Consider the following 25,078-nt stretch of genomic DNA (forward strand, 5'->3'; position numbering starts at 1 on the left):
CGCCTCAGGGCTCGTCCTTGTAGACAAACTTGGGCATTTCCCAGCGGAAACGAATCGCCAGCAGGCGCAGCAGCAGGCCGCCGAACAGGGTGATCAGCACCGCTTGTTCGTTGGGCAGTTGCAGGTACTGACACAGCAGAAAACACCACGCAGCCAGAAAAGACACACTGGCATACAGCTCGCGGCGGAAGATCAGCGGGATGTCGTTGCAAAAGATGTCGCGCAGGATGCCACCGAAGACCCCGGTGATCACGCCGCACACTGACGCGATCAGCAGACCGTGCCCGGCCTCGAGCGCAGTCATGCAGCCGATCAGGGTAAAGGCCACCAGCCCCAGTGCGTCGAGCACCAGAAACAGTGAGCGCAGGTGGCGCATCAGTGGCGCAATGAAGATCGTCACCAGCGCCGCCACACTGGTCAGGACCAGGTATTCCGGGTGCTTGACCCAGGTCAAGCGGGTAATGACCGATCAGCACGTCGCGCACCGACCCGCCTCCCAGCGCCGTGACGCAGGCGATCAGCACCACGCCGAACCAGTCCATCCCGCGCCGCCCCGCAGACAGGGCCCCCGTCATGGCTTCAGCAGTGATAGCGATCAGATAAAGCATCAGCAACATGGCGGCGACTCTGCGACAAAAGCGCGCAGTCTAACCAGCCGACCAACGCACTGAAAGAGTGCAGCGAAGATTATTCACTGCACGCGCGTCTCGATCAGGCCTTGATGAAGTGCTCACGATAAAAGCGCAGCTCGGCAATCGACTCGCGGATGTCATCGAGCGCCAGGTGGGTGCTGCCTTTCTTGAATTTCAGCTCGGGGGACCAGCGCGCCGCCAGTTCCTTGAGGGTCGAGACATCCAGATTGCGGTAGTGGAAGTAGTTTTCCAGCGTCGGCATGTGGCGGTACAGGAAGCGGCGATCCTGGCAGATGCTGTTGCCGCAGATCGGCGAACTGCGCTCGGGGACCCACAGTTTGATGAACTCAAGGGTCTGCGTCTCGGCTTCAGCCATGCTGACGGCACTTTCCCGCACGCGCTGGGTCAGGCCCGAACCGCCGTGCTGGCGAGTGTTCCACTCATCCATCTTCGCCAACGTCTCGTCGCTCTGATGCACAGCGATCACCGGGCCTTCAGCCAGGGTGTTCAGCTCGCTATCGGTGATGATCGTGGCCATTTCGATAATGACATCGGTATCAGGGTCAAGACCGGTCATTTCCAGATCGATCCAGATCAGGTTCTGCTTGTTCTGCATGTGTCGACTCCTCAGCGTAGGCGCGCAGTTTAGCTCACCCTGCCGTGCTAGACTCCTGCCGATCCATCGTACTGCCTAATTCATCGGTTACATCACATCGGAACACCCATGGCCAAACGCCAACTCAATCGTCGTCAAAACTGGCGCATCGAAAAAATTCAGGGCGAGCGTGCTGCCCGCGCGGCAAAACGCGAGTCCGCTACGCTTGAAACACTCGAGGGTGGCGACCTCGGCCCCGAGCAGACGGGGCTGGTCATCGCTCACTTCGGCGTGCAAGTCGAAGTCGAGGCCCAGGAAGGCGAAGTGACCGGTCAGGTCTTCCGCTGCCACCTGCGCGCCAACCTGCCTGCACTGGTGACCGGTGATCGCGTCGTATGGCGCGCCGGCAATCAGGGCATTGGCGTCATCGTCGCGCAATTGCCCCGCACCACCGAACTGCGCCGCCCGGATTCACGCGGCCAGCTCAAGCCTGTGGCTGCCAACGTCGACCTGATCGTGATCGTCTTCGCGCCGATGCCCGAGCCGCATGCCAACCTGATCGACCGTTATCTGGTGGCCGCCGAGCATGCCGGGATTCGTCCTTTGCTGCTGCTCAACAAGGCAGACCTGATCGACGAGCAGAATGCGCCCGCGCTCAACGCCCTGCTGGCGGTCTACCGCACGCTGGGTTATCCAGTGCTGGAAGTGTCCGCGCACCACGGTGACGGCATGCAGAGCCTGCAAAGCCAGCTTGACGGGCACATCAGCGTGTTCGTCGGCCAGTCCGGCGTCGGCAAGTCCTCGCTGGTCAACAGCCTGTTGCCGGAAACCGACACTCGGGTCGGCCCGCTGTCCGAAGTTTCCGGTCAGGGCACGCATACCACGACCACCGCACGCCTGTTCCACTTCCCGCGTGGCGGCGATCTGATCGACTCGCCGGGTATCCGTGAGTTCGGCCTGGGGCACGTCAGTCGTGCTGACGTAGAGGCAGGCTTCATCGAGTTCAACGACCTGATCGGCACCTGCCGCTTTCGTGACTGCAAGCATGACCGCGAACCGGGCTGCGCCCTGCTCAAGGGGCTTGAGGACGGCCGCGTGCAACAGCAGCGCATGAACAGCTATCGCTCGATCATTGCCAGCCTGCCGCAAGACAGTTACTGAGCACCGAACGCCACACGCAAAAACGCCGCGATGATCGCGGCGTTTTTGTATCGGTTGCAGCTCAGTTCTGGGCTGGCTCGACCCGCAACTTGCCATCGTCAAAGATATTCAGCTTCTGCCGGATCTCGCGCGGCTGGGCGTAGGCCTGCGGGTCTGGCGGCACCGCTGTCGAAGCCCCCGGAGCAGCGGGCACGGCCGGTGCCGCCGGAGCTGGTGCGGGTGCGGGTGCTGCCGGCGCGCCAGGCGTGGCTGGCGTGGCTGGCGTGGCTGGCGCGCCGCCGGAGTTCTGATCGCCCTCGATACGCTGCTGGGCTTTTTTGGTCAGCACCACGATATCGATGCGGCGATTGACCGGGTTGGTCGGGTTCTGGTGATCATAAAGAGCAGACGACGCGTACCCTACCACCCTGGCCACCTGTGAGTCCGGATAGGTCCCCGCTACCAGTGCGCGGCGTGCAGCATTGGCACGGTTGGCCGACAGCTCCCAGTTGCCGAACCCGCCGCTGCCCACGAAAGGCGTTGCATCGGTATGGCCGCTGATGCTGATCTTGTTCGGCACACTTTTGATGGTGTCAGCCAGAGCCAGCAGAATGTCTTCGAAATAAGGCTTGAGACGCGCGCTGCCCGAGTCGAACATCGGTCGATTTTCCGCATCCATGATCTGGATACGCAAGCCGTCCTGAGTGATCTCGAACAGAATCTGGTCCTTGAATTTCTGCAGTTGCGGGTTTTCCTCGACCTTGTTCTGCAATTCCTGGAGCAGCATCTCCAGACGCTCCTGCTCTACCTCTTCAGCCTTGGTCTCGGCAGTTTCCGCCTCAAGCGGCACGGTGTCCGGCGAAGGCGTGGTCTTTACCTCGGGGTTCAGCGTCTGGTTCGGCGACATCTCCGGCGAACCGCCCAAATCGATCACATACGGCGAACCGCTGTCCGAAAAGCCGACAGGGTCCTTGAAATAACCCGCGACCGCGAGCAATTGCTCGGGGGTGGCGGACGACATCAGCCACAGCACCAGAAAGAACGCCATCATCGCCGTCGCGAAGTCGGCAAACGCGATTTTCCAGGCACCGCCATGATGTCCGCCACCAAAGCGCTTTACGCGCTTGATGATAATCGGCTGATTATTTTCCATGACTTAGCGACCGCGAACCGCTTGTTCCAGCTCGCTGAAGCTGGGGCGATGCAGCGGATAGAGAACCTTGCGGCCGAACTCGACAGCCAGCGAAGGCGGCATGCCGGAGGCCGAGGCCACCAGGGACGCCTTGATGGCCTCGTAAACGTTCATTTCTTCCTTGGCATCATGCGCAAGGCTGGTGGCCAGAGGACCGAAGAAACCGTAAGCCGCGAGAATACCGAAGAAGGTACCGACCAGCGCCGCACCTACGTGCATACCGATCGCAGCCTTGTCGCCGGAACCCAGCGACGCCATGGTCACCACGATACCCAGTACCGCAGCCACGATACCGAAGCCGGGCATACCGTCGGCGATACCGGTAATGGCATGGGATGGATGCTCAAGGTCTTCTTTCATGCTCAGCAGTTCCATGTCGAACAGACCTTCCAGCTCGTGGGGAGCCATGTTGCCGGACGACATGATCCGCAGGTAGTCGCAGATGTACGCAGTCATGCGTTCATCCTTGAGGACACCCGGGTATTTGGCGAAGATCGGGCTGGAAGCAGCGTCTTCGATATCTCCTTCAATCGCCATCATGCCTTCACGGCGGCTCTTGTTGAGGATTTCATAAACCAGGCCCAGCACTTCGAGGTAATAGGCATGCGTGAAGCGCGAACCGAACATCTTCAGCGACTTCTTGAACACGTGCATGAACATGTAGCCAGGGTTGGCCTGAAGGAACGCGCCCAGTGCAGCACCGCCGATAATCAAGACCTCGTACGGTTGGAACAGCGCCATGACCTTGCCATGGGACAGCACATATCCGCCGATGACACTTGCGAGAACGACAATGATGCCGATGATTTTAGCCATAGGAAAAAATACTTTACTGAGTCGGGTTCAGGGACAGTCCGGAAGTTGTTGAATCTCTTCTTCTCCTTATCGGCCTAACTGGGCCAGACTATAGCCGGTTCTTTTGAAAAACCCATTTATGCGCCTCCATAAAAGGAGGAAACTGGCCTCAGCGCCCCGTACGCTGGCGGTTTTCCAGCTCAGATAATCAGCAGCACAGGCCCTCGAATGCCGACAGTACACGCAGCACATCACCTCGTTCCGAAGACGCTGGATGCCTGGGTCAAACTGCTTGACGGTATCGCGTTGCCGGTCCCTGCCGTCAATCATGGACACGTCCGCTCCGCCTTGAACGACAGTCGTCGCTCACTGCGTGAAATCGCTGAAATGATGCAGGAAAGTCCTGCGCTGGTGCTGAGCGTGATGCGCGAGGCCAATCACCACACGCACGGTTTGACCGAGCAGGCCGAGAGCCTTGAGATTGCGATCAATCGTCTGGGTCTGGCGCGCACCGAAGTCCTTCTGGGCCGTTTGCCGGCCAAGCCGCCTGAAGAAATTCCTGCGGCCTATCGCCAGCTGATTCTGGTCAGTCAGCACGCCACGCAACAGGCCAACGGCCTGTTTGCCAGCCGCCTTGCGCGACTCTGGCAGGACATCCACATGGGCAGCCTGCTGTTTCTGTCACCGCTCTGGCCGATGGCGTTGGCCTATCCGAAGCTGCTCGAAGAACTGGAGCTGCGGGTTATCCACAAGGGCCATTCCAGCGTTGCCGTGGAAAAAGAGCTGTTCGGCGTCAACCTGCTGGAATTGTGCCTGGCACTCGCCGAGTTCTGGCGCCTGCCGATCTGGGTCACGCGCGGCTATAAACTGTTGATCAACGAGCGACGCGATCTGGCCAAGGCGCTGCGTATCGCCCGCGAAGAACACAGCCCGCTGCACCAGCAACAACTCATGGACGACGACCCCAACCTGCGGCGCTGGCTGAACCAGCCCGCCAATACCGTGTTGCTGGGCAATGGCCTGGCGCTGGCGGCGCAAAATGCCTGGAACAGCCCGCACTGCCTGCGCTGGGAACGGCTGACCAGCCTTTACCTGCAACAGTCGATCGGCGAAGTACAGCAACAGGCGCACCAGAATGCCGCCAGCAGCGCCCGCATCCATGCGGAAAAAGACCTCTGGCACCCGGCCGAATCGCTGATCTGGCCGTGGGACGCTCGTCGTGTAAGGCGTGACAATGAACCTGCACCGCCGCCATCGGCAGACGCCCTGCAACTGTGGCGCAAGCAGTGTGCCGAGCTGCTGCAGGATCCCAGCCCGTTCATCAACGCCATGCACCTGACCACTTCGGCGCGCGATGCATTTATCTCGTGTGGCATGGAGCGGGTCATGCTGCTGATGCTGGACAAGACGTCAACGGTGCTGCGCGTCAATCAGACTGCCGGGCTGCCGAAGGACGCCGCAACCTTGCAGTTGTTCATCAAGGAAAGCACCGTACTGCAGCGCCTGCTCACACAGCCGACACAGTTACGCATGACACCCGCCAACAGTGCGCAATTTGCCGCCCTGCTGCCCCCGCCGCTGAAAACCCTGTTCAGTGGTCAGCACTGGCTGATTCGCTCGCTGAGCAACAACGGCAAAGTCATGCTGCTGGTGGTCGCCGACCAGGGCGGCGGGGCCTTGTCGGAAATTTCCGTCCAGGCATTCGGAAAAACCGCGCAATGTATTGAACGGGCACTGGGCATCTTTAGTCATCGCAAAGCATGAGGCCTGGCGTACAATTCGCCCCTTTCCTTTCATCGGAGGCTGCAAATGTCCGCATTCACTGGCTTGTCGCTGGTCATCGAACCCAACGATCTGCTTGAGCGTCTAGACGCCCCGGAACTGATCCTCGTGGATCTGACCAGCAGCGCTCGCTACGAAGCCGGGCACATTCGCGGTGCCCGCTTCGTCGATCCGAAACGTACGCAACTGGGCAAGCTTCCGGCCCCCGGCCTGCTGCCCGACACTGCCAGCCTTGAGCAATTGTTCGGCGAACTGGGCCACAACCCCGATGCCGTGTATGTCGTCTACGATGACGAAGGCGGCGGCTGGGCCGGGCGTTTCATCTGGTTGCTGGATGTTATCGGCCACAGCCGTTATCACTATCTGGACGGTGGACTGCTGGCCTGGGAAGCGCAATTGCTGCCACTGAGCACCGACGTTCCGCCTGCTGCCGATACCCCGGTAACGCTGACGCTGCACGACGAACCTACCGCCACACTCGAGTACCTGCAAAGCCGTCTGGGCGCCGCCGATCTGGCGATCTGGGATGCTCGTGCACCGACCGAGTATTCGGGCGAAAAAGTGGTCGCGGCCAAAGGCGGGCATATACCCGGCGCCGTCAATTTCGAGTGGACGGCGGGCATGGACAAGGCGCGCAACCTGCGTATTCGCCAGGACATGCCGGAGATCCTTCGCGACCTGGGCATCACGCCCGACAAGGAAATCATCACGCACTGCCAGACCCATCACCGCTCGGGCTTCACCTACCTGGTGGCCAAGGCGCTGGGCTACCCAAGGGTCAAGGCCTATGCCGGCTCTTGGGGTGAATGGGGCAATCACCCGGAGACACCGGTAGAACTTCCGGAAGTGGCCGCCGCGCCCGCCGAGTCAGTCGAGGTTACGCAACCCGTCGCGCCTGCGCAGCCAGCACCAGCCGAAACCGTCGAACCTGTCCGCTCTAGCGAACCGCGACAGGCCTCGCAGAAATATTCAGGACACTCATCCTCAGGACCTTCAATGAAAGACCGCTTGTTCATCATCAGCCAGTACCTGCTGCCGCACCACCTGCTGTCCCGACTGGCAGGCTGCGTTGCCGAATGCCGCGTACGCTGGTTCAAAAACGCTTTCACCGCGTGGTTTGCCCGCCGTTATCAAGTGGACATGTCGCAGGCCCTGGTCGAAGACCTGACGTCCTACGAGCACTTCAATGCGTTCTTCACCCGCGCATTGAAAGCCGACGCCCGCCCGCTCGATACCACGCCGGGCGCGATTCTTTCGCCAGCCGACGGCGCCATCAGCCAGTTGGGCCCTATCGACCACGGCCGGATCTTCCAGGCCAAGGGCCACAGCTTCAGCGTACTGGAACTGCTCGGCGGTGACCCCAAGCTGTCAGCGCCCTTCATGGGCGGCGAGTTCGCAACCGTCTACCTGTCGCCGAAGGACTATCACCGCGTCCACATGCCACTGGCTGGCACGCTGCGTGAAATGGTCTACGTGCCGGGCCGCATCTTCTCGGTCAACCAGACCACGGCTGAAAACGTACCCGAGCTGTTCGCCCGTAACGAGCGAGTGGTCTGCCTGTTCGACACCGAGCGCGGACCAATGGCAGTGGTGCTGGTCGGCGCGATGATCGTGGCGTCTGTCGAAACGGTATGGGCCGGGCTGGTCACACCGCCCAAGCGTGAACTGAAAACGTTCAGCTACGACGAAGCGGCGCGCGCGCCGATCCACCTGGAAAAAGGTGCCGAAATGGGTCGGTTCAAGCTGGGCTCTACCGCCATCGTGCTGTTCGGTCCAGGTCAGGTGAAATGGGCCGAACAACTGACGGCGGGTTCCAAGGTTCAAATGGGACAGGCACTGGCTGTTCCGGCCCAGGCATGATCGCGGCCTGAGCCTCGCTGCATGAGCGTCCGATGATGGATATTGGCGCTCATGCAACGTGCCGCCGGACGGTAATAGCATGAGGCCATAGTTGCTGCGGGGTGATGTCGATACTGGTAAAGTCGTTACATCGATGCTGTAGGATACTTCTCACTTTCATGGGCGTATGCTCGGCACATCGCGGGTGCGCGATAACCTCGGCCCCCCATCTGAAGCCATCGTCCGCGCCAGTGAGTTGTTGGAGCTTGCCTGTCACATGAGTAATTTTAGCCTCCCTCTGCTATTGCGTGCCCCCACGCCGACGCAGTCGAGCCTGACATTCAGTGAAGCCAACCCCCGCGACCTCAAACGCTGGATCTCCAGATTGCCCAAGGCGAACCTCGGAGAAATGGCGCGCCAGCTCTATCAAGGGCTGACCGATCTGAACCAGTTGATCACCCCGAGCGAGAACCGCCTGCAATTGCTTGAATTGCTGCGGCCCGAGGTGTACTTCGTCTGCAAGCACCTTGAACGTCACTTTCTCAATCAGGCCATTGTGCTGGACGAGCGACCACGCAAGGTGGCCAACCTCTGCCAGGCGCTGCAAAACCATCTCGCAACCGGTTACAAGCAGATCATTCAGCAGGTCGCCCCGCGCTATACCCGAGACCAGGCCGGGCTGTTCAGCACTGCGCTGCAACGCGCACTGCATGGTCTCAACGGGCCATTGATACGCGCCAACCAGCTTTACTGTCCGGTTCAGGACGGCCTGTGGCTTGAGCTGCATCAGATCTACCAGATTGCCCGTCAGTACCAGTTGCACAACACGCCGGTCGAAGAGCCCCTGGCCCATCACAGCAAAGTGCTGAGCGTGGAACAGACCTACGTGATCGCGCTGCTGATGGGTTGCTCACGCTGCAACCAGATGCGTCAGTTGAACATCGGCAAACTGGCCGATGCGCTGGAGGCCTGGAGCCCTCTGGTAAAGCTGCAATTGCCGGTCACTGAAAGCAGCCTCTTCGCTCTGGACCCGACGGTCGACAAACCGCCGCTGTATCGCACCCTGTTCAGCGACGAACAATCTCCTCGGCTGCTGGGTATCAACACCTACGCGCTGGCTGAAGCGATCAATCAGTACCTGGCCCTGCCGGATGACCAGCGCACCCCTTCGCCGTTGCTGATTCCAACCGGTATCAACACCGACCTGCTGCAACATCTGGCGGTCGCCTGGGGTGATGTGGCCGAACGCACCTTTCAACGCACGCCCGGTCAGGGCACGCTGAAACTGTGCATCGGCATGAGCGCGCTGCATTTCTATGTCGCTGGCCAGAAGTCGTTCAGCGAGCTGTTGCAGTTGAACAGCGCCACCAGTGCAGCGAGCTTTTCGTTGAAGATGGCCAATGATGACGCGGACGATCCGTGGGCGTCTGCCTTCGACACTCAGCGCGGCAAGACTTCATCCGTTCTGCTGCCCTACGAAGAGATCGAATACCCGAAAAACGACGGCGACAGCGACTCGCTTTCCAACAACCAGCATACGTTTCCGACCTTCGACCTGAATATTGTCAACCACAGCCCGGGCGGATACTGCCTGGCGTGGCAGAAGGACGTGCCTCAGCAGTTGCAGGCTGGCGAACTGGTGGGTATTCAGGATGACGCCGGCCAGGGCTGGAGCATTGCCATCGTGCGCTGGATCCGCCAGGTACGCAGCGGCGGCACACAGATGGGCATCGAACTGATCGCCCCGTTTGCCCAGCCATGCGGCATGCAGCTGATTCGCGAACAGCAGAACAGCCAGTACCTGCGAACCCTGATGCTGCCGGAAGTACGCGCCATGGAAAAACCGCCCACCGTGCTCGCACCGCGTCTGCCTTTTCAGGAGGGCAACAAGGTGATGATCAACGTCGCCGGTGAAGAACGCCGCGCGTCACTGAGCAACCGGCAGGTCAGTAGCGCCAGTTACAATCAGTTCGAGTATCAGATGTACGACGCCCCGAAAGCGACCGAAACCGAAAAGGCCAGGCCGGATCAGGAATTCGATTCCTTGTGGGGCACGCTGTAGCGATCACTGCGACAGCCGTCGCGATTGGCCCCTCGCCATCAGGGGCAAACCACCACGGCCTGAGCGTCAGCGCTTTCCTTCGCGGTCGCGGAAACCCAGCAGATACAGCACGCCATCGAGTCCCAGCGTCGAAATGGCCTGTTTGGCCGATTGCTTGACCAGTGGCTTGGCACGGAACGCTACACCCAGCCCGGCAATCGCCAGCATCGGCAGGTCATTGGCACCGTCGCCGACCGCGATGGTCTGCTCCAGGCTCAACCCTTCCTTGTGAGCCAGTTCGCGCAACAGGTCGGCCTTGCGCTGCGCATTGAAAATCGGCTCGACCGCTACGCCGGTGACCTTGCCGTCAACCACTTCCAGTTCATTGGCAAAGACGTAATCGATGCCCAGCTTTGCTTGCAACTGCTTGGCGAAATAGGTGAAGCCACCCGACAGAATCGCCGTCTTGTAACCCAGCCGCTTGAGCTCGGAGAACAGCGTTTCAGCGCCTTCGGTCAAGCGCAGAGACGCGCCGATTTCATCCAGCACGCTCACATCGAGCCCCTTGAGCAGGGCCAGGCGCTCTTTGAAGCTTTCGCTGAAATCCAGTTCGCCGCGCATGGCACGCTCGGTAATCTCGGAAACCTGCTCGCCGACGCCTGCTGCCTTGGCCAGTTCATCGATGACTTCGGCCTCGATGAGGGTCGAATCCATGTCGAACACCGCCAGGCGCCGGTTACGACGGAACAGCGAATCCTGCTGGAACGCGATATCGACGTTGAGATCCTGGGCAACCGCGAGAAATTCGGCCTGCATGGCTTTCGGGTCGGCAGGCTCGCCGCGCACGGTGAACTCGATGCAGCCCTTGCCTTTGTCGGCCGGGGTGTCGAGCGGCATACGACCGGACAACCGATCGATCTGATCGATATTCAGCCCGTACTTGGCAGTAATGGCGCTGACGCACTGCAATTGCTCGGCCGTGACCTTACGGGTCAGCAGCGTAACGATGTGACGCGCCTTGCCCTGGCCTTCGACCCAGTGTTGATAGTCGGTTTCGGACACCGCAGTGAAACGGACTTGCTGATCCAGTTCGTAGGCGGTGAACAGGATGTCCTTGAGCACCGAGGATCCCTGCACGGTATCCGGAATTTCAACCAGGATGCCGAACGACAGGGTGTCATGGATCACCGCCTGACCAATATCGAGAATGTTCACGCCACCCTGGGCGAGGACGCCGGTGATGGCTGCAGTGAGACCGGGACGGTCGACACCAGTGATGTTAATCAGGACGATTTCGCGCAAGGCGCACCCCCGCAGTGGAAAAAAACCGCATTCTAACCACATTCAGTGACCACCGGGCACAGGCAGCGCTTTGCCGCCACTGGGTCGCTCGTTATACTGCGCGACAACTTCACCGAAAGAGCCGTGCTCTGTGAACCGGCCCACGCCCGTTAAAACCGATAATTTCTTCCTGCTCATCTTTCGTGCCCTGCGTCATCGCCGTGTACCGATCGCTTTGCGCATTGCCAGCCATAACGTGATCCTGGTCGCTTTGGCGCTGGTGATCTACGCCGGTGTCATGGGCCTGCAGTTCAAGCAGGCCATGCATGAACAGGCCGATGCGCTGGGGCAGGCCCTGACCACCCAGACCGCCACCTCGGCTACCGAGCTGTTGGTGTCCAACGACATCCTCAGTCTCAACGTGCTGCTGGGCAATCTGGTCAAGAACCCGCTGGTAGCGCATGCCGCTATCTACAGTGTGGATAACCGCATCCTCGCGGAGGCCGGCCAGCGTCCGAAAAACGGTCTGCTGGGGGAAGCTCAGGGTCTGTATGAAATCAAGATCACGTTCCAGGACGTGATGGCGGGCCATCTGCGCATCAGCCTCGACATGTCGCAGTTCCAGCAGCCGATGACCATCAGCCTGCAGAGCATGGGCATTCTGGCCGGTATCCTGCTGGCCCTGGCGCTGGCGCTGAGCCTGCGTCTTGGCCGCCACATCTCCACGCCACTGATGCAGATGCGTATCTGGCTGCGGGATATTGACCCGTATACACCAGCCACTGATCGCCAGGATGAAATCGGCGATCTGGCGCGCCAGCTGCGCACCTCGTTCGCGCCGCCGGTGCCGGAGCCAGAACCGCTGCCCGAGCCCGAGTATGACGGCGAGGAAGACGACAGCGAAGATCCTTATCTGGAGCCGGAAGAGAAGCCCGCACCAAAGGTTTCGGCACGCAGCAGCGAAGCAAAACCGCGCCTGCCGGCACCACCAGTGCAGCGCCGCATCGTTGCCGAGGAAGATGAAGACGACGATGAGGAGGATCCGTTCGCCGATCTGCGCGACCACTCGGACAACTCGCCAGCCGTTCGCCCGGCGGCTGCCTCGGTAGCGCCGGTCGAACCGCACAACAGTGCAGTGCTGGCCGTGCAACTGGGTGCGCAGGATCAATTGCGCCGCCTGCCGCGCGCACGCCTGACCGAATTGCTGCAACGCTACCGCGACTGCCTCGATCAGGCCGCCTCGCTGTATGAAAGCGAGCTGCACACGCTGAATGACGGCAGCACGCTGATGCTGTTCCACAGCCACGAAAGCGGTGATGACTACCTGACCAACGCGATCTGCTGCGGTGAGCTGTTGCGCGCACTCAGCCATGCCTTGCAGATCGAGGTGGCCGACAGCGGCATCACCTTGCAACTGCAACTGGGCCTGACGCTGGGCGAAGGCTTGAGCGGCCTGAGCCAGATCGATCTGTTGCTGACCGAAACCGCGCAGGATGCACTGGCGCTGTCTCAGCACAGCCGCAACCTGCTGCTGGTCGAACGCCGCATCAACGACGACCCGTTGATCCGTCAACGCGCCCGCATCCGCCCGATCGCCAGCCCTGAAGGTGCCTGCTGCGTAGAACGCCTGATGGAGCCTTACCCTTCGATGCTCGAACGCCAGCTGGCGCGCATGCACGAATCCAACAAGGCCTGATCTTCTCCTCCGCTCACTCTTCTCTCGTGCCCATGCTCTGCATGGGCACGCCGTTCCGGGATCTCGACGTCCGATCCTGACCGACCTGGTCCGGCGCAATCAGGTGACGCAGAGCGTCACGACCTGCATTCCCACGCGGAGCGTGAGGAACGATAGGTGCCCGCAAGACCACCATCGTACCCCTGCGCCAGCGCAGGCATGCCGTTCCGGAGCGTAAGGCGCGATAGGCGTCCGCAAGACCACCATCGTGCCCATGCTCCAGCGTGGGCATGCCGTTCTGGACGCTCTGCGTCCTATCCTGACTGTGCAGCGCGTCAGGAACGCCGGGGGTGAGAACCAGATGAGCGCCCAACAAAAAGCCCGCATCGCTGCGGGCTTTTTGTTGGGCCGACCCTAGAAGCGAAACACTTCAAGATCGGTGCGTATAGGGGACGCCAGTGGAATTCTTGGCTTGTCCGGCTCTTTGGCCTTGGCGACAGGCGTTTTTTTCGGCTCGTCGAGCGCCTGCCAGGAAATCGGTTTGATCGCAGTGCTGACCTGATCAGCCAGGCGCTGCAACAGCACGCCCTGAGCCTTGACCTGATCGGCAGAGCTGCCGGCATGGACTTGTTCCAGGTGCACCAGCCGGCTGTCCCGGACGTGACCCTTGCGGTCCAGAAGTCGCCATTGCGCGTCCAGTACCGCGGGCTGTTTGGCACCGGAGTCCAGGCGGGTGATGGACAGCACGACCTGAACATCGGGCGTGAAGCTGGCCGTCGCAGGCGCCATGACGACGCGCTGGCTGTCCAGCTTCCAGGCCAGCTGACGCAAGAGCAACTGGTCGATATCCGAAGACAGGTTGCCCGCCCAGCGCCCATCGGACGAAGCGGTCAAGGTGCCGTCAGGCTGGCGTTGCAGCAGTGTTTCGCGTTGCAGATAGTCGGCCACCGAAACAGGACCCAGCAATACTGCCAGACCACTACTCTGTTTCGGCTGACCAGGCTCACCACTATCGAGCTGATAAAGCGCGGTCGGCTGGCGCACACTGCAACCAGCCAGACCCAGAACGCCAGTCATCAGCAGGATCAAGGGAAGGCGTAGAAAATTCATCATCCCATCCAGGTGGCCGTCCAGAGACAGGCCACAGTATTAGTACTTTCAAGACCCATGCAGGCACTGAGCCACGCATGCACCCCAAGACCCCATATCATCCGTGAATATGCACCATGACTCCAGCGATTATGCATCGTACTTCATGGCAAAACGAAGAACCTTGGTGCCAGATCAATGTTTTCAGCTATTTTCCACCAATAATGCATCGACCCTCTGGAAGCCCCTTGGCAGTTTATTGCCACGTCTGCCACGCTCGCCCTTGTAATGTTCGAGGTCTTCAGGTTTCAGCGACAGCGTTCGTTTGCCCGCCTGAAGTACCAGCGTAGCGCCTTGCCCGATCACCGCAAGATCAGTCACATACTCTTCACGGCTGGCTACTCGCTCGCCCGGAATACCGATGATCTTGTTGCCCTTGCCTTTGCCCAACTGCGGCAGATCGCTGATCTTGAACACCAGCAGACGGCCTTCGGTGGTTACCGCTGCCAGCCAGTTCTGCTCACGATCAGGCACAGGGCGAGGCAGGATGACTTTCGCCCCGGCCGGCAGGCTCAGCAGCGCCTTGCCCGCCTTATTCTTGGCTTGCAGGTCTTCGCCTTTGACGACAAAACCATAACCGGCATCCGACGCGATCACGTACAGCGCATCGTCTTCCGGCAACAATACGCACTCGAAGGTCGCACCCGGTGGCGGTTGCAGCTTGCCCGTCAGTGGCTCGCCCTGGCCTCGCGCGGAGGGCAGGGTGTGGGCGGCAACCGAATAGCTGCGCCCGGTCGAGTCGATGAACACGGCGAACTGATTGGAGCGGCCAATGGACGAGGTCTTGAAACCGTCCCCGGCTTTATAGGAAAGCCCGGTCGCATCGATGTCGTGCCCCTTGGCACAGCGTACCCAGCCTTTTTCCGACAGGACGACAGTCACCGGCTCGGTGGGCATTAGTTCATTTTCAGACAGCGCCTTGGCTTCGGCACGGGCAACGATGGGCGAACGACGGTCGTCGCCATAGGTTTCAGCGTCGGCAATCAGTTCGGCACGCACCAGCTTGCGCAGCTTGGACTCGCTGCTCAGCAGCGCCAGAAGCTTGGCCTGCTCTTTGCGCAAGGCATCCTGCTCGCTGCGCAGCTTCTTCTCTTCCAGACGCGCCAACTGACGCAAACGGGTGTCGAGGATGTAATCGGCCTGAATTTCCGACAGATCGAAACGCGCGATCAGCTCCGCCTTCGGGTGCTCGGCGGTACGGATGATGTGAATCACTTCATCGAGGTTCAGGTACGCCGTGAGCAAACCGTCCAACAGGTGCAGACGGTGCTCGACCTTGTCCAGACGGAATTGCAGACGGCGACGCACCGTACCGATACGGAACGTCAGCCATTCGCCGAGCAATGTCTTGAGGTTCTTGAGCTGCGGCTTGCCATCCAGGCCGATGATGTTGATGTTCACCCGGTAACTGGATTCCAGCTCGGTGGTCGCGAACAGATGCTGCATCAGCTCGTCCAGCTCAACCCGGTTGGAGCGCGGGATGATCACGATACGGCAAGGGTTCTCGTGGTCCGACTCATCGCGCAGGTCGGCAACCATCGGCAGCTTCTTGGCCTGCATCTGCGCGGCGATCTGTTCCAGCACCTTGGCACCGGATACCTGATGCGGCAGTGAAGTGACGATAATGTCGCCATCTTCGATGCGGTAAACCGCGCGCATACGCACCGAGCCACGCCCGGTCTCGTAGATTTTCAGCAGGTCGGCACGCGGCGTGATGATTTCCGCTTCGGTCGGATAGTCCGGCCCCAGAATGTGCTCGCACAGCTCGGGAACCGTGGCCTTGGGATCGTCCAGCAGACGAACGCAGGCACTGGCGACTTCGCGCAGGTTATGCGGCGGCACATCGGTGGTCATACCGACGGCGATGCCGGTGGTGCCATTGAGCAGGATGTTCGGCAAACGTGCCGGCAACACCGCAGGTTCATCCAGGGTGCCGTCGAAGTTCGGCACCCAGTCAGCAGTGCCCTGGCCCAGCTCGCTGAGCAGGACTTCCGAGTAACGCGACAGGCGCGCCTCGGTGTAGCGCATGGCCGCAAAGGATTTGGGATCATCCGGCGCACCCCAGTTGCCCTGCCCGTCTACCAGCGTGTAGCGGTAGCTGAACGGCTGCGCCATCAGCACCATCGCCTCGTAACAGGCCGAGTCACCGTGCGGGTGGAACTTGCCGAGCACGTCGCCGACGGTACGCGCCGACTTCTTGTGCTTGGCGTCGGCACCCAGGCCCAGTTCGCTCATCGCGTAGATGATACGTCGCTGAACAGGCTTCAGGCCGTCACCGATATGCGGCAAGGCACGGTCCATGATCACGTACATGGAGTAGTTGAGGTAGGCCTGTTCGGTGAAGTCAGCCAATGATCGGCGTTCTACACCATCCAGGCTGAGGTCAAGGGAGTCGCTCATGCGGGCCTCATCATTTCGTTGACTGGCGCAACAGCAAATTGCCGCCACGCTGTGTGAATTCGAGTTGTTTCATTGCGCTCATACCGAGCAGCACCTGCTCACCGTCCAGACCGGGTGCCACCAGGGCACGCACATTGGTCAGGACGATATCGCCCAGTTGCAAGCGCTCAAGCGTGGTCCGAAAACCCTGACTGTTGCCATTGGCCGTGCTGACCGTGACCGGATAGCCACGTTTGAGCCCCAGGCGGTCAGCCATGTCACCGGGTACGGCCACATCGGTCGCCCCGGTGTCGATCATGAATTCCACTGTCCGGCCGTTGATCTGGCCGGTCGTGACGAAGTGCCCCTGACGATTGCCTGCCAGTTGCACCTCTATATAGCCGTCACCGTGTTGCGAGGTAACCACGGTGTTGGGGTTCTGCTGCCGGTCTTCCCAATCGCCGAAAAAGCGCGTCGCGAGAAACAGACCGGCCGCCCAGGCCACGATCATCAGCACCTTACCGGCGCGCTTGCCGGGCTGCACGTCGCTCATTGCCCAGCACTCCAGCCCGCCTCAGGTGCAGCGAAGCGCCAGACGATCGGGCGTTTCTCACCGTCGGCGCGTGCACCGAAGTTATTGTCGATGCCGATCCATGCGCCCTTCTCGTCGACCACCAGTGCCTCGGTCAGGCCGTAGGGTTGATCGTAACGACGCGACGGCACCATCGCCTCTTTGGCGAACGACCAGCAACGCTCGACCTGCCCTGTCTCAAGATCACGCCGACAGATGCGGTACACCGCGCGTTCCAGCGTGAACAGCTTGCCGTTGTACAGCGACACATCGGAAAAATCCGTGGACACCTTTTTGCTGCCCTGCTCCGGCGGCAACGCGTCCAGACCGGACTCGGACAGCAGCACGCAGCTTTGCCCGCAGGTCCACTGCTGCTTGTCGCGTTGCACCACCAGCAAGCCACGCTTCTCGCGTTCGGCCGCCAGCCAGAGACGGTCGCCCGCAGGACTCACGGCAATCCCTTCGAAAATCGCGTTGAAGCGCTGCAACATGCCCTGAGCGCGCGCCTGATCCACCAGCGCTTGCGGCAAATCCAGCCAGACCGGTTTACCGCTGACCGGAACCTTGAGCACCGTGCCGTAGGCCTCGCTGACCAGGTAGCGATTGCCAGCGGCGTCACAGCTGACACCTTCGAAATCCAGACTGCCACCGCGTATCAGCGCGGAAAGACCCGCCATGAAACGCAACTTCAACGGCAGATAGCTTTGTGGCGCAGGTGCGTCAATGTGATGTGACTGAGCCTTCCAGGTGTCTTGCGACACATCCAGGCTGTACAGCACATCATCGTCACGGTCGGACACGGTCCACAGTTGGCCGTTGCACATCGCCAGACCTGACAGATTGCCACCGGCCATGTCGTCTACCGGGTGCTCGGATTGCAGCTTCAGGGCCTCGAGTGGCGCAGCGACAACCGGCGTGGCAACCAGGATCAGGGCGGCGAGCCAGGCTCGTATCAAGTCAGAACCTCGGCAAGGTTGCCCTTCGACTCGAGCCAGGACTTGCGATCACCTGCACGCTTCTTCGCCAGCAGCATGTCCATCATTTCCGAGGTGGCCGCGAAATCATCCAGCGTGAGTTGCACCAGACGACGGGTGTTCGGGTCCATGGTGGTTTCGCGCAACTGCGGCGGGTTCATCTCACCCAGGCCCTTGAATCGGGTGACCTGCGGCTTGCCACGTTTCTTTTCAGCGACCAGACGGTCCAGAATCCCGTCACGCTCGGCTTCGTCCAGCGCGTAGTAGATTTCCTTGCCCAGGTCGATCCGGTACAGCGGCGGCATGGCGACATACACATGCCCGGCGTCGACCAGCGGGCGGAAGTGCTGCACAAACAACGCACACAGCAGCGTTGCAATGTGCAGACCGTCCGAGTCAGCGTCAGCCAGGATGCAGATCTTGCCGTAACGCAACTGGCTGATATCGGCTGCGCCCGGGTCAACCCCGATGGCCACGGCAATGTTGTGGACTTCCTGACTGGCAAGCACTTCGCCGCCGTCCACTTCCCAGGTGTTGAGGATTTTGCCGCGCAGCGGCAGGATCGCCTGGAATTCCTTGTCGCGCGCCTGTTTGGCGGAACCGCCGGCAGAATCACCCTCGACCAGAAACAGTTCGGAGCGCGCCGGGTCCTGCCCGGCACAGTCGGCCAGCTTGCCCGGCAACGCCGGCCCTTGAGTGATGCGCTTGCGCTCGACCTTTTTGCTCGCCTTGAGGCGCCGACCGGCGTTGTTGATCGCCAGATCGGCCAGTTGCAACCCCAGTTCGGAGTGCGTGTTGAGCCACAGGCTGAATGCGTCCTTGACCACACCGGAGACGAAGGCCGCCGCTTCACGGGACGACAGACGTTCTTTGGTCTGCCCGGAGAACTGCGGCTCCTGCATTTTCATCGACAGGACGAAGGCAATGCGTTCCCAGACGTCTTCCGGGGCCAGCTTCACACCACGCGGTAACAGGTTGCGGAACTCGCAGAACTCGCGCATGGCATCCAGCAGGCCCTGGCGCAGGCCGTTCACGTGGGTGCCGCCCTGCGCAGTCGGGATCAGGTTGACGTAACTTTCCTGAACGCTGTCGCCCCCTTCGGGCAGCCAGAGCAGCGCCCAGTCGACCGCTTCCTTGTTACCGGTGAAGCTGCCGCAGAACGGCTCGTCCGGCAGGCGCAGGAATTCGGTGACCGAGTCCTGCAGGTAGGAGCGCAGGCCGTCTTCGTAATGCCACTCGACTTTCTCGCCGCTGGATTTGTCTTCGAAGCTGACCAGCAGGCCCGGGCACAGAACTGCCTTGGCCTTGAGCACATGCTTGAGACGGCTGACGGAAAACTTCGGCGTATCGAAATACTTCGGATCGGGGGCGAAATAGACGCTGGTCCCGGTGTTGCGCTTGCCGACGGTGCCGACGACCGCCAGCTCGGTGGCCTTGTAGCCGTCAGCGAAGGTCATTTCATATTCGTTGCCATCACGCTTGACCCGCACCCGAACCTGGGTGGACAGCGCGTTGACGACGGAAATGCCCACGCCGTGCAGGCCGCCGGAGAACTGATAGTTCTTGTTGGAGAACTTGCCGCCTGCGTGAAGCTTGGTGAGGATCAGCTCGACGCCGGACACGCCTTCTTCCGGGTGGATGTCCACCGGCATGCCGCGGCCGTCGTCCGACACTTCGAGCGAATTGTCGGCATGAAGGATGACCTGTACCGAACGCGCGTGACCGGCCAGAGCTTCGTCGACGCTGTTGTCGATGACTTCCTGAGCCAGGTGGTTGGGCCGCGAGGTGTCGGTGTACATGCCCGGACGTTTGCGAACCGGATCGAGGCCCGAGAGGACTTCGATGGCGTCTGCGTTATAAGAGCTAGCGCTGGGATTGGCCATGGGTTCTCGTTATCAATCTTTCATGGAATTTCGGGGGTTCAATGTTCTTGCATTCATATGACCGGGCATCCATCACCTGCCGCACTTACAGCGCCGACAGGTCGATCTTCTGCAACAGATCGGGAGCAAATCCGGCAAACGTCAGCAGTGCCGGCATGCGCTCGGCAAAGCCCTGAAAACTGTGGTCGCCGCCCGCCTGAATGCGCAAGGCACAGGCCCGGTAAAACTTCTCGGCGCGACGATAATCGAGCGTCTCGTCACCGGTCTGCAGCCACACCTGAAACTGCTGCGGGTCCTGCGGCGCGGGTACTTCCAGCTCGGCCAGCGCCCGAATATGGTCTTCGGTCAACTGCCACTGCTCGCCGGTGTACAGGTTCTGTTGCACGCCGAGAAACCCGTCGAACAGCTGATGCGGATTGACTGCCGGGTTGATCAGCACCGCCTTGAGGCCGTGCAGCTGCGCCAAATGAGTCGCATAGTAGCCGCCGAGGGAGCTGCCGACCAGTAATGGCCGTCCCAGCGCCGTGATAGCCGCTTCAAGCTGGAACATGGCCTGGCGCGGATGGTGATGCAGTTCAGGGACTTGCAGACGATCAGCCAGACCCAGAGACTTCATCAGCGCACTCAACTGACAGGCCTTTCTCGACAGGGCCGAGCTGTTCAAGCCATGGATATATAGCAGTGAAGGTGTGTCGCTCGTCACGCTGTCGCTCCCGAGTGCAAGGCAAAGCCGTGTAGTTTACAGGGACTTACGCTACAACACCTCACCGGAAACGTATCCGCCAGCCCAATCAATAACCGGTGCCGCCGTAATCGACCTCGAACTCCAGGCCGACCACTCGGGAAACAGCCGTTTCCAGCCGCCCGTCGTCATGCAGTCGTAGCCAGCGATAGCCCGGCGCCGCGGTGTCGACCTTGAAATCCACGCTGCCCGGGGCGAACTGAATGCAGGTCGAAGGCGACGCCAGCAGGCGCACGCCGTTACGCATCTGATCGAATTCCTGATGCACATGGCCCCACAGTATGGCGCGAACCTGCGGAAAACGATCGAGCACGTCAAACAACGCATCGGCATTGCGCAAGCCGATCGGCGCCATCCACTCACAACCAATCGCCACCGGGTGATGGTGCAGGCAGATCAGGTGATGCCGCTCAGGCGCTTCGCTCAGCGACTGCTCCAGCAACTGCAATTGCGTAGCCGCGAGAAAACCTGGCACCGAACCGGGCACTGCCGAATCCAGCAGCGTCACCCGCCACTGGCCGACATCCACCACCGGGTCGAGCAACCCATTAGGCTGCGCAACCTGCTCCATCTGCGGCAGTTCGTCGTGATTACCGGCGAACCAGCGCGCAGGCGCGTCGATCCGCCCGCTTATCCGACGAAACGCTTCGTAAGACTCGACACTGCCGTCCTGCGAGATATCGCCGCTGGCGACCACAAGATCAATGTGCGGCTGCTCGGCCAGCACCTGATCAACGACTTTTTCCAGACTGTCCCGCGTGCTCATGCCCAACAACGCCTCGTCCGCCTCGGCGAACAAGTGGCTATCGGATATCTGCACCAGCAAAACTGACGATGAAAGGGCTGCGCTCGGCAAGACCGTCTCCCAGAGAGGATTCAGCGCGATTATGTGATGTGGCAACGGGCGGGTAAACCGGGAATGTGGGTGCAGACGAGCATTTGGTCACATTTGCTGATTCACGGTCCTGGGTGGCAAGAACCATCAGTGTATCGGGGGGCGATCAGCGCACCGCTTCAAACTCATGCCCACACGCCAGGCAGTGGCTCAGCCATTCACCGAGAAACAGGTTGAGCTGGGCCTTTTCGTCTGGTTGGTGCATGTCGGCGTTGGGGTAGGGATAGATGCCCCGGAAGCGCCGCGCATGTTCGGCGCCGATGACTTCGGCCATGCGGGCGTCGTGGTAGACCTGTACTTCGAGCTTGGGCACCGGCAGCCAGGGCAGGCTGTGCTCCTGGCAGACCTGCAAGGTGGTGGTGTACGGGCAGTCGAGCAACACTTCGACTGCCAGCACGCCCAGCATCTGATCACCCTGGGTAACGGCGACGCGGCGTGAGCGCTGTTCGTTGCGCATGTCGGGCAGCAGGCGCATCAGGCGCGCGTAGTTGGCCTCGCACGCAGCCTGCAGTCCGGCAAGATCGACACGGTAGCGTTCGCGCACTGGATTCACGACCATAAACCCCTTATCTCTGCACGATTCAGCGCCAGCCATTGCAAGGCGATGATCGTCGATGCGTTCTTGATTGTTCCGTCTTTCATCGCCTGCAATGCGTCATCGAATGACCAGACTGTTACCCGGATGTCTTCACCTTCGGCCTCGAGCCCGTGCAATCCGCCCGCCCCTTCACTGCTGCAACGCCCCAGAAACAGGTGAACGAACTCGTCGCTGCCACCCGGCGAGGGGAAGTATTTGGTGATTGGCCACAATGCCTCGAACTTCAGCCCAGCTTCCTCTTCTGCCTCGCGATGAGCAACTTCTTCCGGCTGTTCATCCTTGTCGATCAGACCTGCGACCAGCTCGATCAGCCAGGGGTTGTTGGTCTTTTTCATGGCGCCTACGCGGAACTGCTCGATGAGCACGACTTCGTCACGTTTGGCGTCATAAGGCAGCACGCAGACGGCGTCGTGGCGAACGAACAGTTCGCGGCTGATTTCCTTGCTCATCCCGCCCGCGAACAATTCGTGGCGCACATGCAGCTTGTCCAGCTTATAGAAGCCCTTGAAGCAGTTTTCACGCTTTGTGGTTTCAAAAGCGCTTGGTGCAGATCGTGTGGTCTGGGTCATGGGTTTCTCGCTTGCCGCCGTTTTTGACATCGGGCCATCCTAACGCGCATCGGCAGTCAGATGCAGCCCCCTTGAACATGCAGGGTAGACGGCCGGGGCTTAAAACAATTCTAATCTGCCATGATCGAACCGAAGACGTTGTTTACAGTCCAACCAGCCTGCATACGTACAACGCAACCGCCTTTACTGACACTGCCAAGGATCAACATGTCGTTATTGAGGATCACTTCACTGGCTTGCCTGGCCCTGTTGCTCGGCGCCTGCCAAAGCCTCTTCACGCCCAACATGCGCACACCGCTGCAAGTCCAGCGCGATGCTTCCGAGCTGATCAAGCCGGGCTGCACCACGGCCGACTGCCCGTTGGTCAACATCGATACCGTGCACTTCCCAGATGAGCCGCGACTGGACGCCATCGTTCAGAAGACGTTGCTGCAACTGACCGTTGCCGACAGCAGCGCATCGCCGCCTGCGTCGATCAAAGCCTATCAGGAACAGTTCCTGAGCCAGGCCCAGGGTCGCAACAGCAGCTATCTGCAGGCCAAGGTACGCGAACAGCATGACGGTATCGTAGTGGTCGAACTGTCCAGCTATCTGGATACCGGCGGTGCCCACGGCAACCCTGGCCGGGCGTTCATCAACTATTCGCGTCAGCAGCAGAAAGTCCTGACCCTGGCTGACATGATCATCCCGGGCAAGGAAAGCGAGTTCTGGCAGAAAGCCCAACTGGCCCACCAGGGCTGGCTGGTATCGACCAAGATGAATGAAGACAGCGAGTTCATAAAGACCTGGCCGTTCAAGCGCACGCCGCATATTGCGCTGACCTACGGCGCAGTGATCCTCAAGTACTCGGTCGACACCATCGCGCCGTATTCGATGGGCCACATCGAGCTGAAGATTCCTTATCCTCAGCTCAATGGCATCCTCAAGCCGGAACTGTTCCCCGGCCGCGGCTGATCGCACCGCCGATCAGCAGCTGCAACACGCCAGCGACAATGAGCGCTGGCAGTGTTGCGCCCACTTCGGGATAAAGATTGGCCAGCAGATGATAGGTGCTGAGCCCGCCGAGCCACGCCAGCAGGCTCATCCAGCGCAAACCGCCCTCCGTTGCCTGACCACTGCGACCACGCAGAATGAAATGGTCAACCAGCACGACGCCGAACAGTGGCGCGAATACCGAGCCGATCAATAACAGAAAGTTCTGATACTGCGCCAGCGGTGCCAGACAGGCAATCAGCGTACAGATCACGCCAATCACCAACGCCAGATGCTCGACCTTGATGCGTGACAGCAGAGCACTGGAGACCGCAGCCGAGTGAATATCGGCGAACGCGTTTTCCGTTTCGTCCAGCAGAATCAGCAGCAGCGGGATCCCCAGACCTGCGCCGGCCAGTGCCAGCAGCAAGGCATTGGCCTCGCCGCTCGGGGCGAACGCCAGGGTGTAGGCGACGCCCAAGCTCATCAGCCAGAAGTTGCCGATGAAAAAGCCTGCAGCCGTACCGCCGAAGACGCTTTTCGCGCGTTGCCCGAAACGCGAGTAGTCGGCAATCAGCGGCAGCCAGGACAGCGGCATGGCGATGGCAATGTCGAACCCCGAGGCAAACGGCAACGAACCATCGCCGGAGGTTGCCCACAGCGCGGTCAGATCAGCCTTGGCCAGCAGATTCCAGGTCAGCCATGCACACGCCGTCAGCAGTATCCACAGGCCCCACTTGCGCAGAAAACGGCGCACGAAGGTCAATGGCCCGCTGACTGCCAGCAGCGTGGCCAGTGCGCCGAACAACAGCGTCCAGAGCAGTGGACTGCTCCACAGGCTGCCCTCTGCAAAAGCCCGCGCACCGAGCAGACTGGCTGCGTCGCGCATGACGATGATCTCGAACGAGCCCCAACCGATCAGTTGCAGCAGGTTCAATACCGCTGGCAGCGACGCGCCCTTGCTGCCCAGGCTGAGCTTGAGCGCGGCCATGGACGACAGGCCGGTATCGCTGCCGATCACACCAACGCTGGCGAGCAGCAAGACGCCCACCAGCGTGCCGAGAAAAATCGCCAGCATCGAGCCGGACATGCCCAGCCCCGGCGCCAGCAAGGCCCCGGTCTGCAACACCATCAGGCCGATGCCGAGGGAAAACCACAGGGAAAACAGATCCCGCGCGCCGAACACCCGCTGGCTGGCGGGTACAGGGGTGTCAGGAGAATAGGTGCCGGGTGTGTTCACGTTTGTGTCTCGTATGGGGTGTTGATCGGTGATTCGGGATCGGACGCGGAGCTTCCAGAACAGCGCCACCACGCAGAGCGTGGGATCATCGCAATTATCGTGCGGCGCTCTGCGTCGCATGCCGTTCTGGACGC

At 60.7% G+C, this 25,078-nt stretch carries 20 protein-coding genes and 2 pseudogenes; 7 read left to right on the forward strand and 15 right to left on the reverse strand.

Annotated features, from left to right (window positions below; translation table 11 throughout):
• Positions 1-4 precede the first annotated feature (4 nt).
• Positions 5-617: pseudogene (locus tag PCPL58_RS25635) on the reverse strand (trimeric intracellular cation channel family protein).
• Positions 618-711: 94 nt separating this feature from the next.
• On the reverse strand, positions 712-1,248 hold the full coding sequence (gene orn / locus PCPL58_RS25640) for an oligoribonuclease (RefSeq protein ID WP_065350752.1): 537 nt from the start codon (positions 1,246-1,248) through the stop codon (positions 712-714).
• A gap of 108 nt (positions 1,249-1,356) precedes the next feature.
• Here orn and rsgA point away from each other — a divergent pair, with 108 nt between their 5' ends.
• Positions 1,357-2,388, forward strand: coding sequence for a small ribosomal subunit biogenesis GTPase RsgA (gene rsgA / locus PCPL58_RS25645; protein WP_003366295.1), 1,032 nt, complete (start codon positions 1,357-1,359; stop codon positions 2,386-2,388).
• 61 nt (positions 2,389-2,449) lie between these two features.
• On the opposite strand, the gene motB is transcribed toward rsgA, so the two are convergent.
• Both motB and motA read right to left on the reverse strand, forming a co-directional pair.
• On the reverse strand, positions 2,450-3,520 hold the full coding sequence (motB, locus tag PCPL58_RS25650; RefSeq protein ID WP_065350753.1) for a flagellar motor protein MotB: 1,071 nt from the start codon (positions 3,518-3,520) through the stop codon (positions 2,450-2,452).
• Positions 3,521-3,523: 3 nt separating this feature from the next.
• Positions 3,524-4,375, reverse strand: coding sequence for a flagellar motor stator protein MotA (gene motA, locus PCPL58_RS25655; RefSeq protein WP_003342993.1), 852 nt, complete (start codon positions 4,373-4,375; stop codon positions 3,524-3,526).
• 207 nt (positions 4,376-4,582) lie between these two features.
• Between motA and PCPL58_RS25660 the strand changes: the two genes are divergently transcribed.
• The 4 genes and pseudogenes from PCPL58_RS25660 (at position 4,583) to PCPL58_RS25670 (ending at position 10,037) form a co-directional block, all read left to right on the forward strand.
• A complete protein-coding gene (locus tag PCPL58_RS25660; protein ID WP_003431943.1) occupies positions 4,583-6,118 on the forward strand; it encodes an HDOD domain-containing protein in 1,536 nt (511 codons plus the stop codon).
• 45 nt (positions 6,119-6,163) lie between these two features.
• A pseudogene (locus PCPL58_RS32250) lies at positions 6,164-6,976 on the forward strand (rhodanese-like domain-containing protein); the annotation flags it as partial.
• 156 nt (positions 6,977-7,132) lie between these two features.
• Positions 7,133-7,996 (forward strand): archaetidylserine decarboxylase, encoded by an 864-nt coding sequence (gene asd, locus PCPL58_RS32255; RefSeq protein ID WP_032634688.1) that lies wholly within the window; start codon positions 7,133-7,135, stop codon positions 7,994-7,996.
• Positions 7,997-8,252: 256 nt separating this feature from the next.
• Positions 8,253-10,037 (forward strand): molecular chaperone, encoded by a 1,785-nt coding sequence (locus tag PCPL58_RS25670; RefSeq protein ID WP_065350754.1) that lies wholly within the window; start codon positions 8,253-8,255, stop codon positions 10,035-10,037.
• Between the two features lie 66 nt (positions 10,038-10,103).
• Here the strand turns inward: PCPL58_RS25670 and serB are convergent, their stop codons facing one another.
• Complete coding sequence (gene serB, locus PCPL58_RS25675; protein ID WP_065350755.1) at positions 10,104-11,318, reverse strand: phosphoserine phosphatase SerB; 1,215 nt, start codon at positions 11,316-11,318, stop codon at positions 10,104-10,106.
• Positions 11,319-11,448: 130 nt separating this feature from the next.
• Here serB and PCPL58_RS25680 point away from each other — a divergent pair, with 130 nt between their 5' ends.
• Positions 11,449-12,993: a HAMP domain-containing protein gene (locus PCPL58_RS25680; RefSeq protein ID WP_003431947.1), complete on the forward strand. Its 1,545-nt coding sequence runs from the start codon at positions 11,449-11,451 to the stop codon at positions 12,991-12,993.
• Positions 12,994-13,386: 393 nt separating this feature from the next.
• On the opposite strand, the gene PCPL58_RS25685 is transcribed toward PCPL58_RS25680, so the two are convergent.
• From PCPL58_RS25685 to PCPL58_RS25725, 9 genes are all read right to left on the reverse strand, one after another.
• On the reverse strand, positions 13,387-14,082 hold the full coding sequence (locus PCPL58_RS25685; RefSeq protein ID WP_024661443.1) for a PqiC family protein: 696 nt from the start codon (positions 14,080-14,082) through the stop codon (positions 13,387-13,389).
• Between the two features lie 183 nt (positions 14,083-14,265).
• Positions 14,266-16,521 carry a DNA topoisomerase IV subunit A gene (gene parC, locus PCPL58_RS25690; RefSeq protein ID WP_065350756.1) on the reverse strand — a complete coding sequence of 752 codons (2,256 nt, stop codon included), beginning with the start codon at positions 16,519-16,521 and terminating at the stop codon, positions 14,266-14,268.
• A gap of 10 nt (positions 16,522-16,531) precedes the next feature.
• Positions 16,532-17,053 (reverse strand): retropepsin-like aspartic protease family protein, encoded by a 522-nt coding sequence (locus PCPL58_RS25695; RefSeq protein WP_044309298.1) that lies wholly within the window; start codon positions 17,051-17,053, stop codon positions 16,532-16,534.
• The gene (locus PCPL58_RS25700; protein ID WP_003366272.1) at positions 17,050-18,027 is read right to left on the reverse strand and encodes an esterase-like activity of phytase family protein; all 978 of its coding nucleotides are present in this window, start codon (positions 18,025-18,027) and stop codon (positions 17,050-17,052) included. The genes PCPL58_RS25695 and PCPL58_RS25700 overlap by 4 nt, the downstream gene beginning before the upstream one ends.
• Positions 18,024-19,928 carry a DNA topoisomerase IV subunit B gene (gene parE, locus PCPL58_RS25705; RefSeq protein ID WP_003431952.1) on the reverse strand — a complete coding sequence of 635 codons (1,905 nt, stop codon included), beginning with the start codon at positions 19,926-19,928 and terminating at the stop codon, positions 18,024-18,026. The genes PCPL58_RS25700 and parE overlap by 4 nt, the downstream gene beginning before the upstream one ends.
• An 85-nt stretch (positions 19,929-20,013) precedes the next feature.
• The gene (locus tag PCPL58_RS25710; RefSeq protein WP_065350757.1) at positions 20,014-20,631 is read right to left on the reverse strand and encodes a YqiA/YcfP family alpha/beta fold hydrolase; all 618 of its coding nucleotides are present in this window, start codon (positions 20,629-20,631) and stop codon (positions 20,014-20,016) included.
• A gap of 88 nt (positions 20,632-20,719) precedes the next feature.
• Positions 20,720-21,526: a 3',5'-cyclic-AMP phosphodiesterase gene (gene cpdA, locus PCPL58_RS25715; RefSeq protein ID WP_083188495.1), complete on the reverse strand. Its 807-nt coding sequence runs from the start codon at positions 21,524-21,526 to the stop codon at positions 20,720-20,722.
• Between the two features lie 145 nt (positions 21,527-21,671).
• A complete protein-coding gene (locus PCPL58_RS25720; protein ID WP_003431956.1) occupies positions 21,672-22,124 on the reverse strand; it encodes a DUF1249 domain-containing protein in 453 nt (150 codons plus the stop codon).
• On the reverse strand, positions 22,115-22,732 hold the full coding sequence (locus PCPL58_RS25725) for an NUDIX domain-containing protein (protein WP_065351108.1): 618 nt from the start codon (positions 22,730-22,732) through the stop codon (positions 22,115-22,117). The genes PCPL58_RS25720 and PCPL58_RS25725 overlap by 10 nt, the downstream gene beginning before the upstream one ends.
• Positions 22,733-22,939: 207 nt before the next feature.
• Between PCPL58_RS25725 and PCPL58_RS25730 the strand changes: the two genes are divergently transcribed.
• A complete protein-coding gene (locus PCPL58_RS25730; protein WP_065350759.1) occupies positions 22,940-23,686 on the forward strand; it encodes an RsiV family protein in 747 nt (248 codons plus the stop codon).
• Here the strand turns inward: PCPL58_RS25730 and cytX are convergent.
• The gene (cytX, locus tag PCPL58_RS25735; protein ID WP_065350760.1) at positions 23,655-24,944 is read right to left on the reverse strand and encodes a putative hydroxymethylpyrimidine transporter CytX; all 1,290 of its coding nucleotides are present in this window, start codon (positions 24,942-24,944) and stop codon (positions 23,655-23,657) included. The genes PCPL58_RS25730 and cytX overlap by 32 nt on opposite strands.
• Positions 24,945-25,078 lie beyond the last annotated feature (134 nt).

This window comes from Pseudomonas cerasi (assembly GCF_900074915.1).
In the GTDB taxonomy this organism is placed as follows: Bacteria; Pseudomonadota; Gammaproteobacteria; order Pseudomonadales; family Pseudomonadaceae; genus Aquipseudomonas; species Aquipseudomonas cerasi.

Excerpts from the sequence above, each read along its gene's own strand:
- orn (WP_065350752.1), bottom strand. The coding sequence starts at position 1,248 with ATGCAGAACAAGCAGAACCTGATCTGGATCGATCTGGAAATGACCGGT.
- rsgA (WP_003366295.1), top strand. The coding sequence starts at position 1,357 with ATGGCCAAACGCCAACTCAATCGTCGTCAAAACTGGCGCATCGAAAAA.
- motB (WP_065350753.1), bottom strand. The coding sequence starts at position 3,520 with ATGGAAAATAATCAGCCGATTATCATCAAGCGCGTAAAGCGCTTTGGT.
- motA (WP_003342993.1), bottom strand. The coding sequence starts at position 4,375 with ATGGCTAAAATCATCGGCATCATTGTCGTTCTCGCAAGTGTCATCGGC.
- PCPL58_RS25660 (WP_003431943.1), top strand. The coding sequence starts at position 4,583 with ATGCCGACAGTACACGCAGCACATCACCTCGTTCCGAAGACGCTGGAT.
- asd (WP_032634688.1), top strand. The coding sequence starts at position 7,133 with ATGAAAGACCGCTTGTTCATCATCAGCCAGTACCTGCTGCCGCACCAC.
- PCPL58_RS25670 (WP_065350754.1), top strand. The coding sequence starts at position 8,253 with ATGAGTAATTTTAGCCTCCCTCTGCTATTGCGTGCCCCCACGCCGACG.
- PCPL58_RS25685 (WP_024661443.1), bottom strand. The coding sequence starts at position 14,082 with ATGAATTTTCTACGCCTTCCCTTGATCCTGCTGATGACTGGCGTTCTG.
- parC (WP_065350756.1), bottom strand. The coding sequence starts at position 16,521 with ATGAGCGACTCCCTTGACCTCAGCCTGGATGGTGTAGAACGCCGATCA.
- PCPL58_RS25695 (WP_044309298.1), bottom strand. The coding sequence starts at position 17,053 with ATGAGCGACGTGCAGCCCGGCAAGCGCGCCGGTAAGGTGCTGATGATC.
- parE (WP_003431952.1), bottom strand. The coding sequence starts at position 19,928 with ATGGCCAATCCCAGCGCTAGCTCTTATAACGCAGACGCCATCGAAGTC.
- PCPL58_RS25720 (WP_003431956.1), bottom strand. The coding sequence starts at position 22,124 with ATGGTCGTGAATCCAGTGCGCGAACGCTACCGTGTCGATCTTGCCGGA.
- PCPL58_RS25725 (WP_065351108.1), bottom strand. The coding sequence starts at position 22,732 with ATGACCCAGACCACACGATCTGCACCAAGCGCTTTTGAAACCACAAAG.
- PCPL58_RS25730 (WP_065350759.1), top strand. The coding sequence starts at position 22,940 with ATGTCGTTATTGAGGATCACTTCACTGGCTTGCCTGGCCCTGTTGCTC.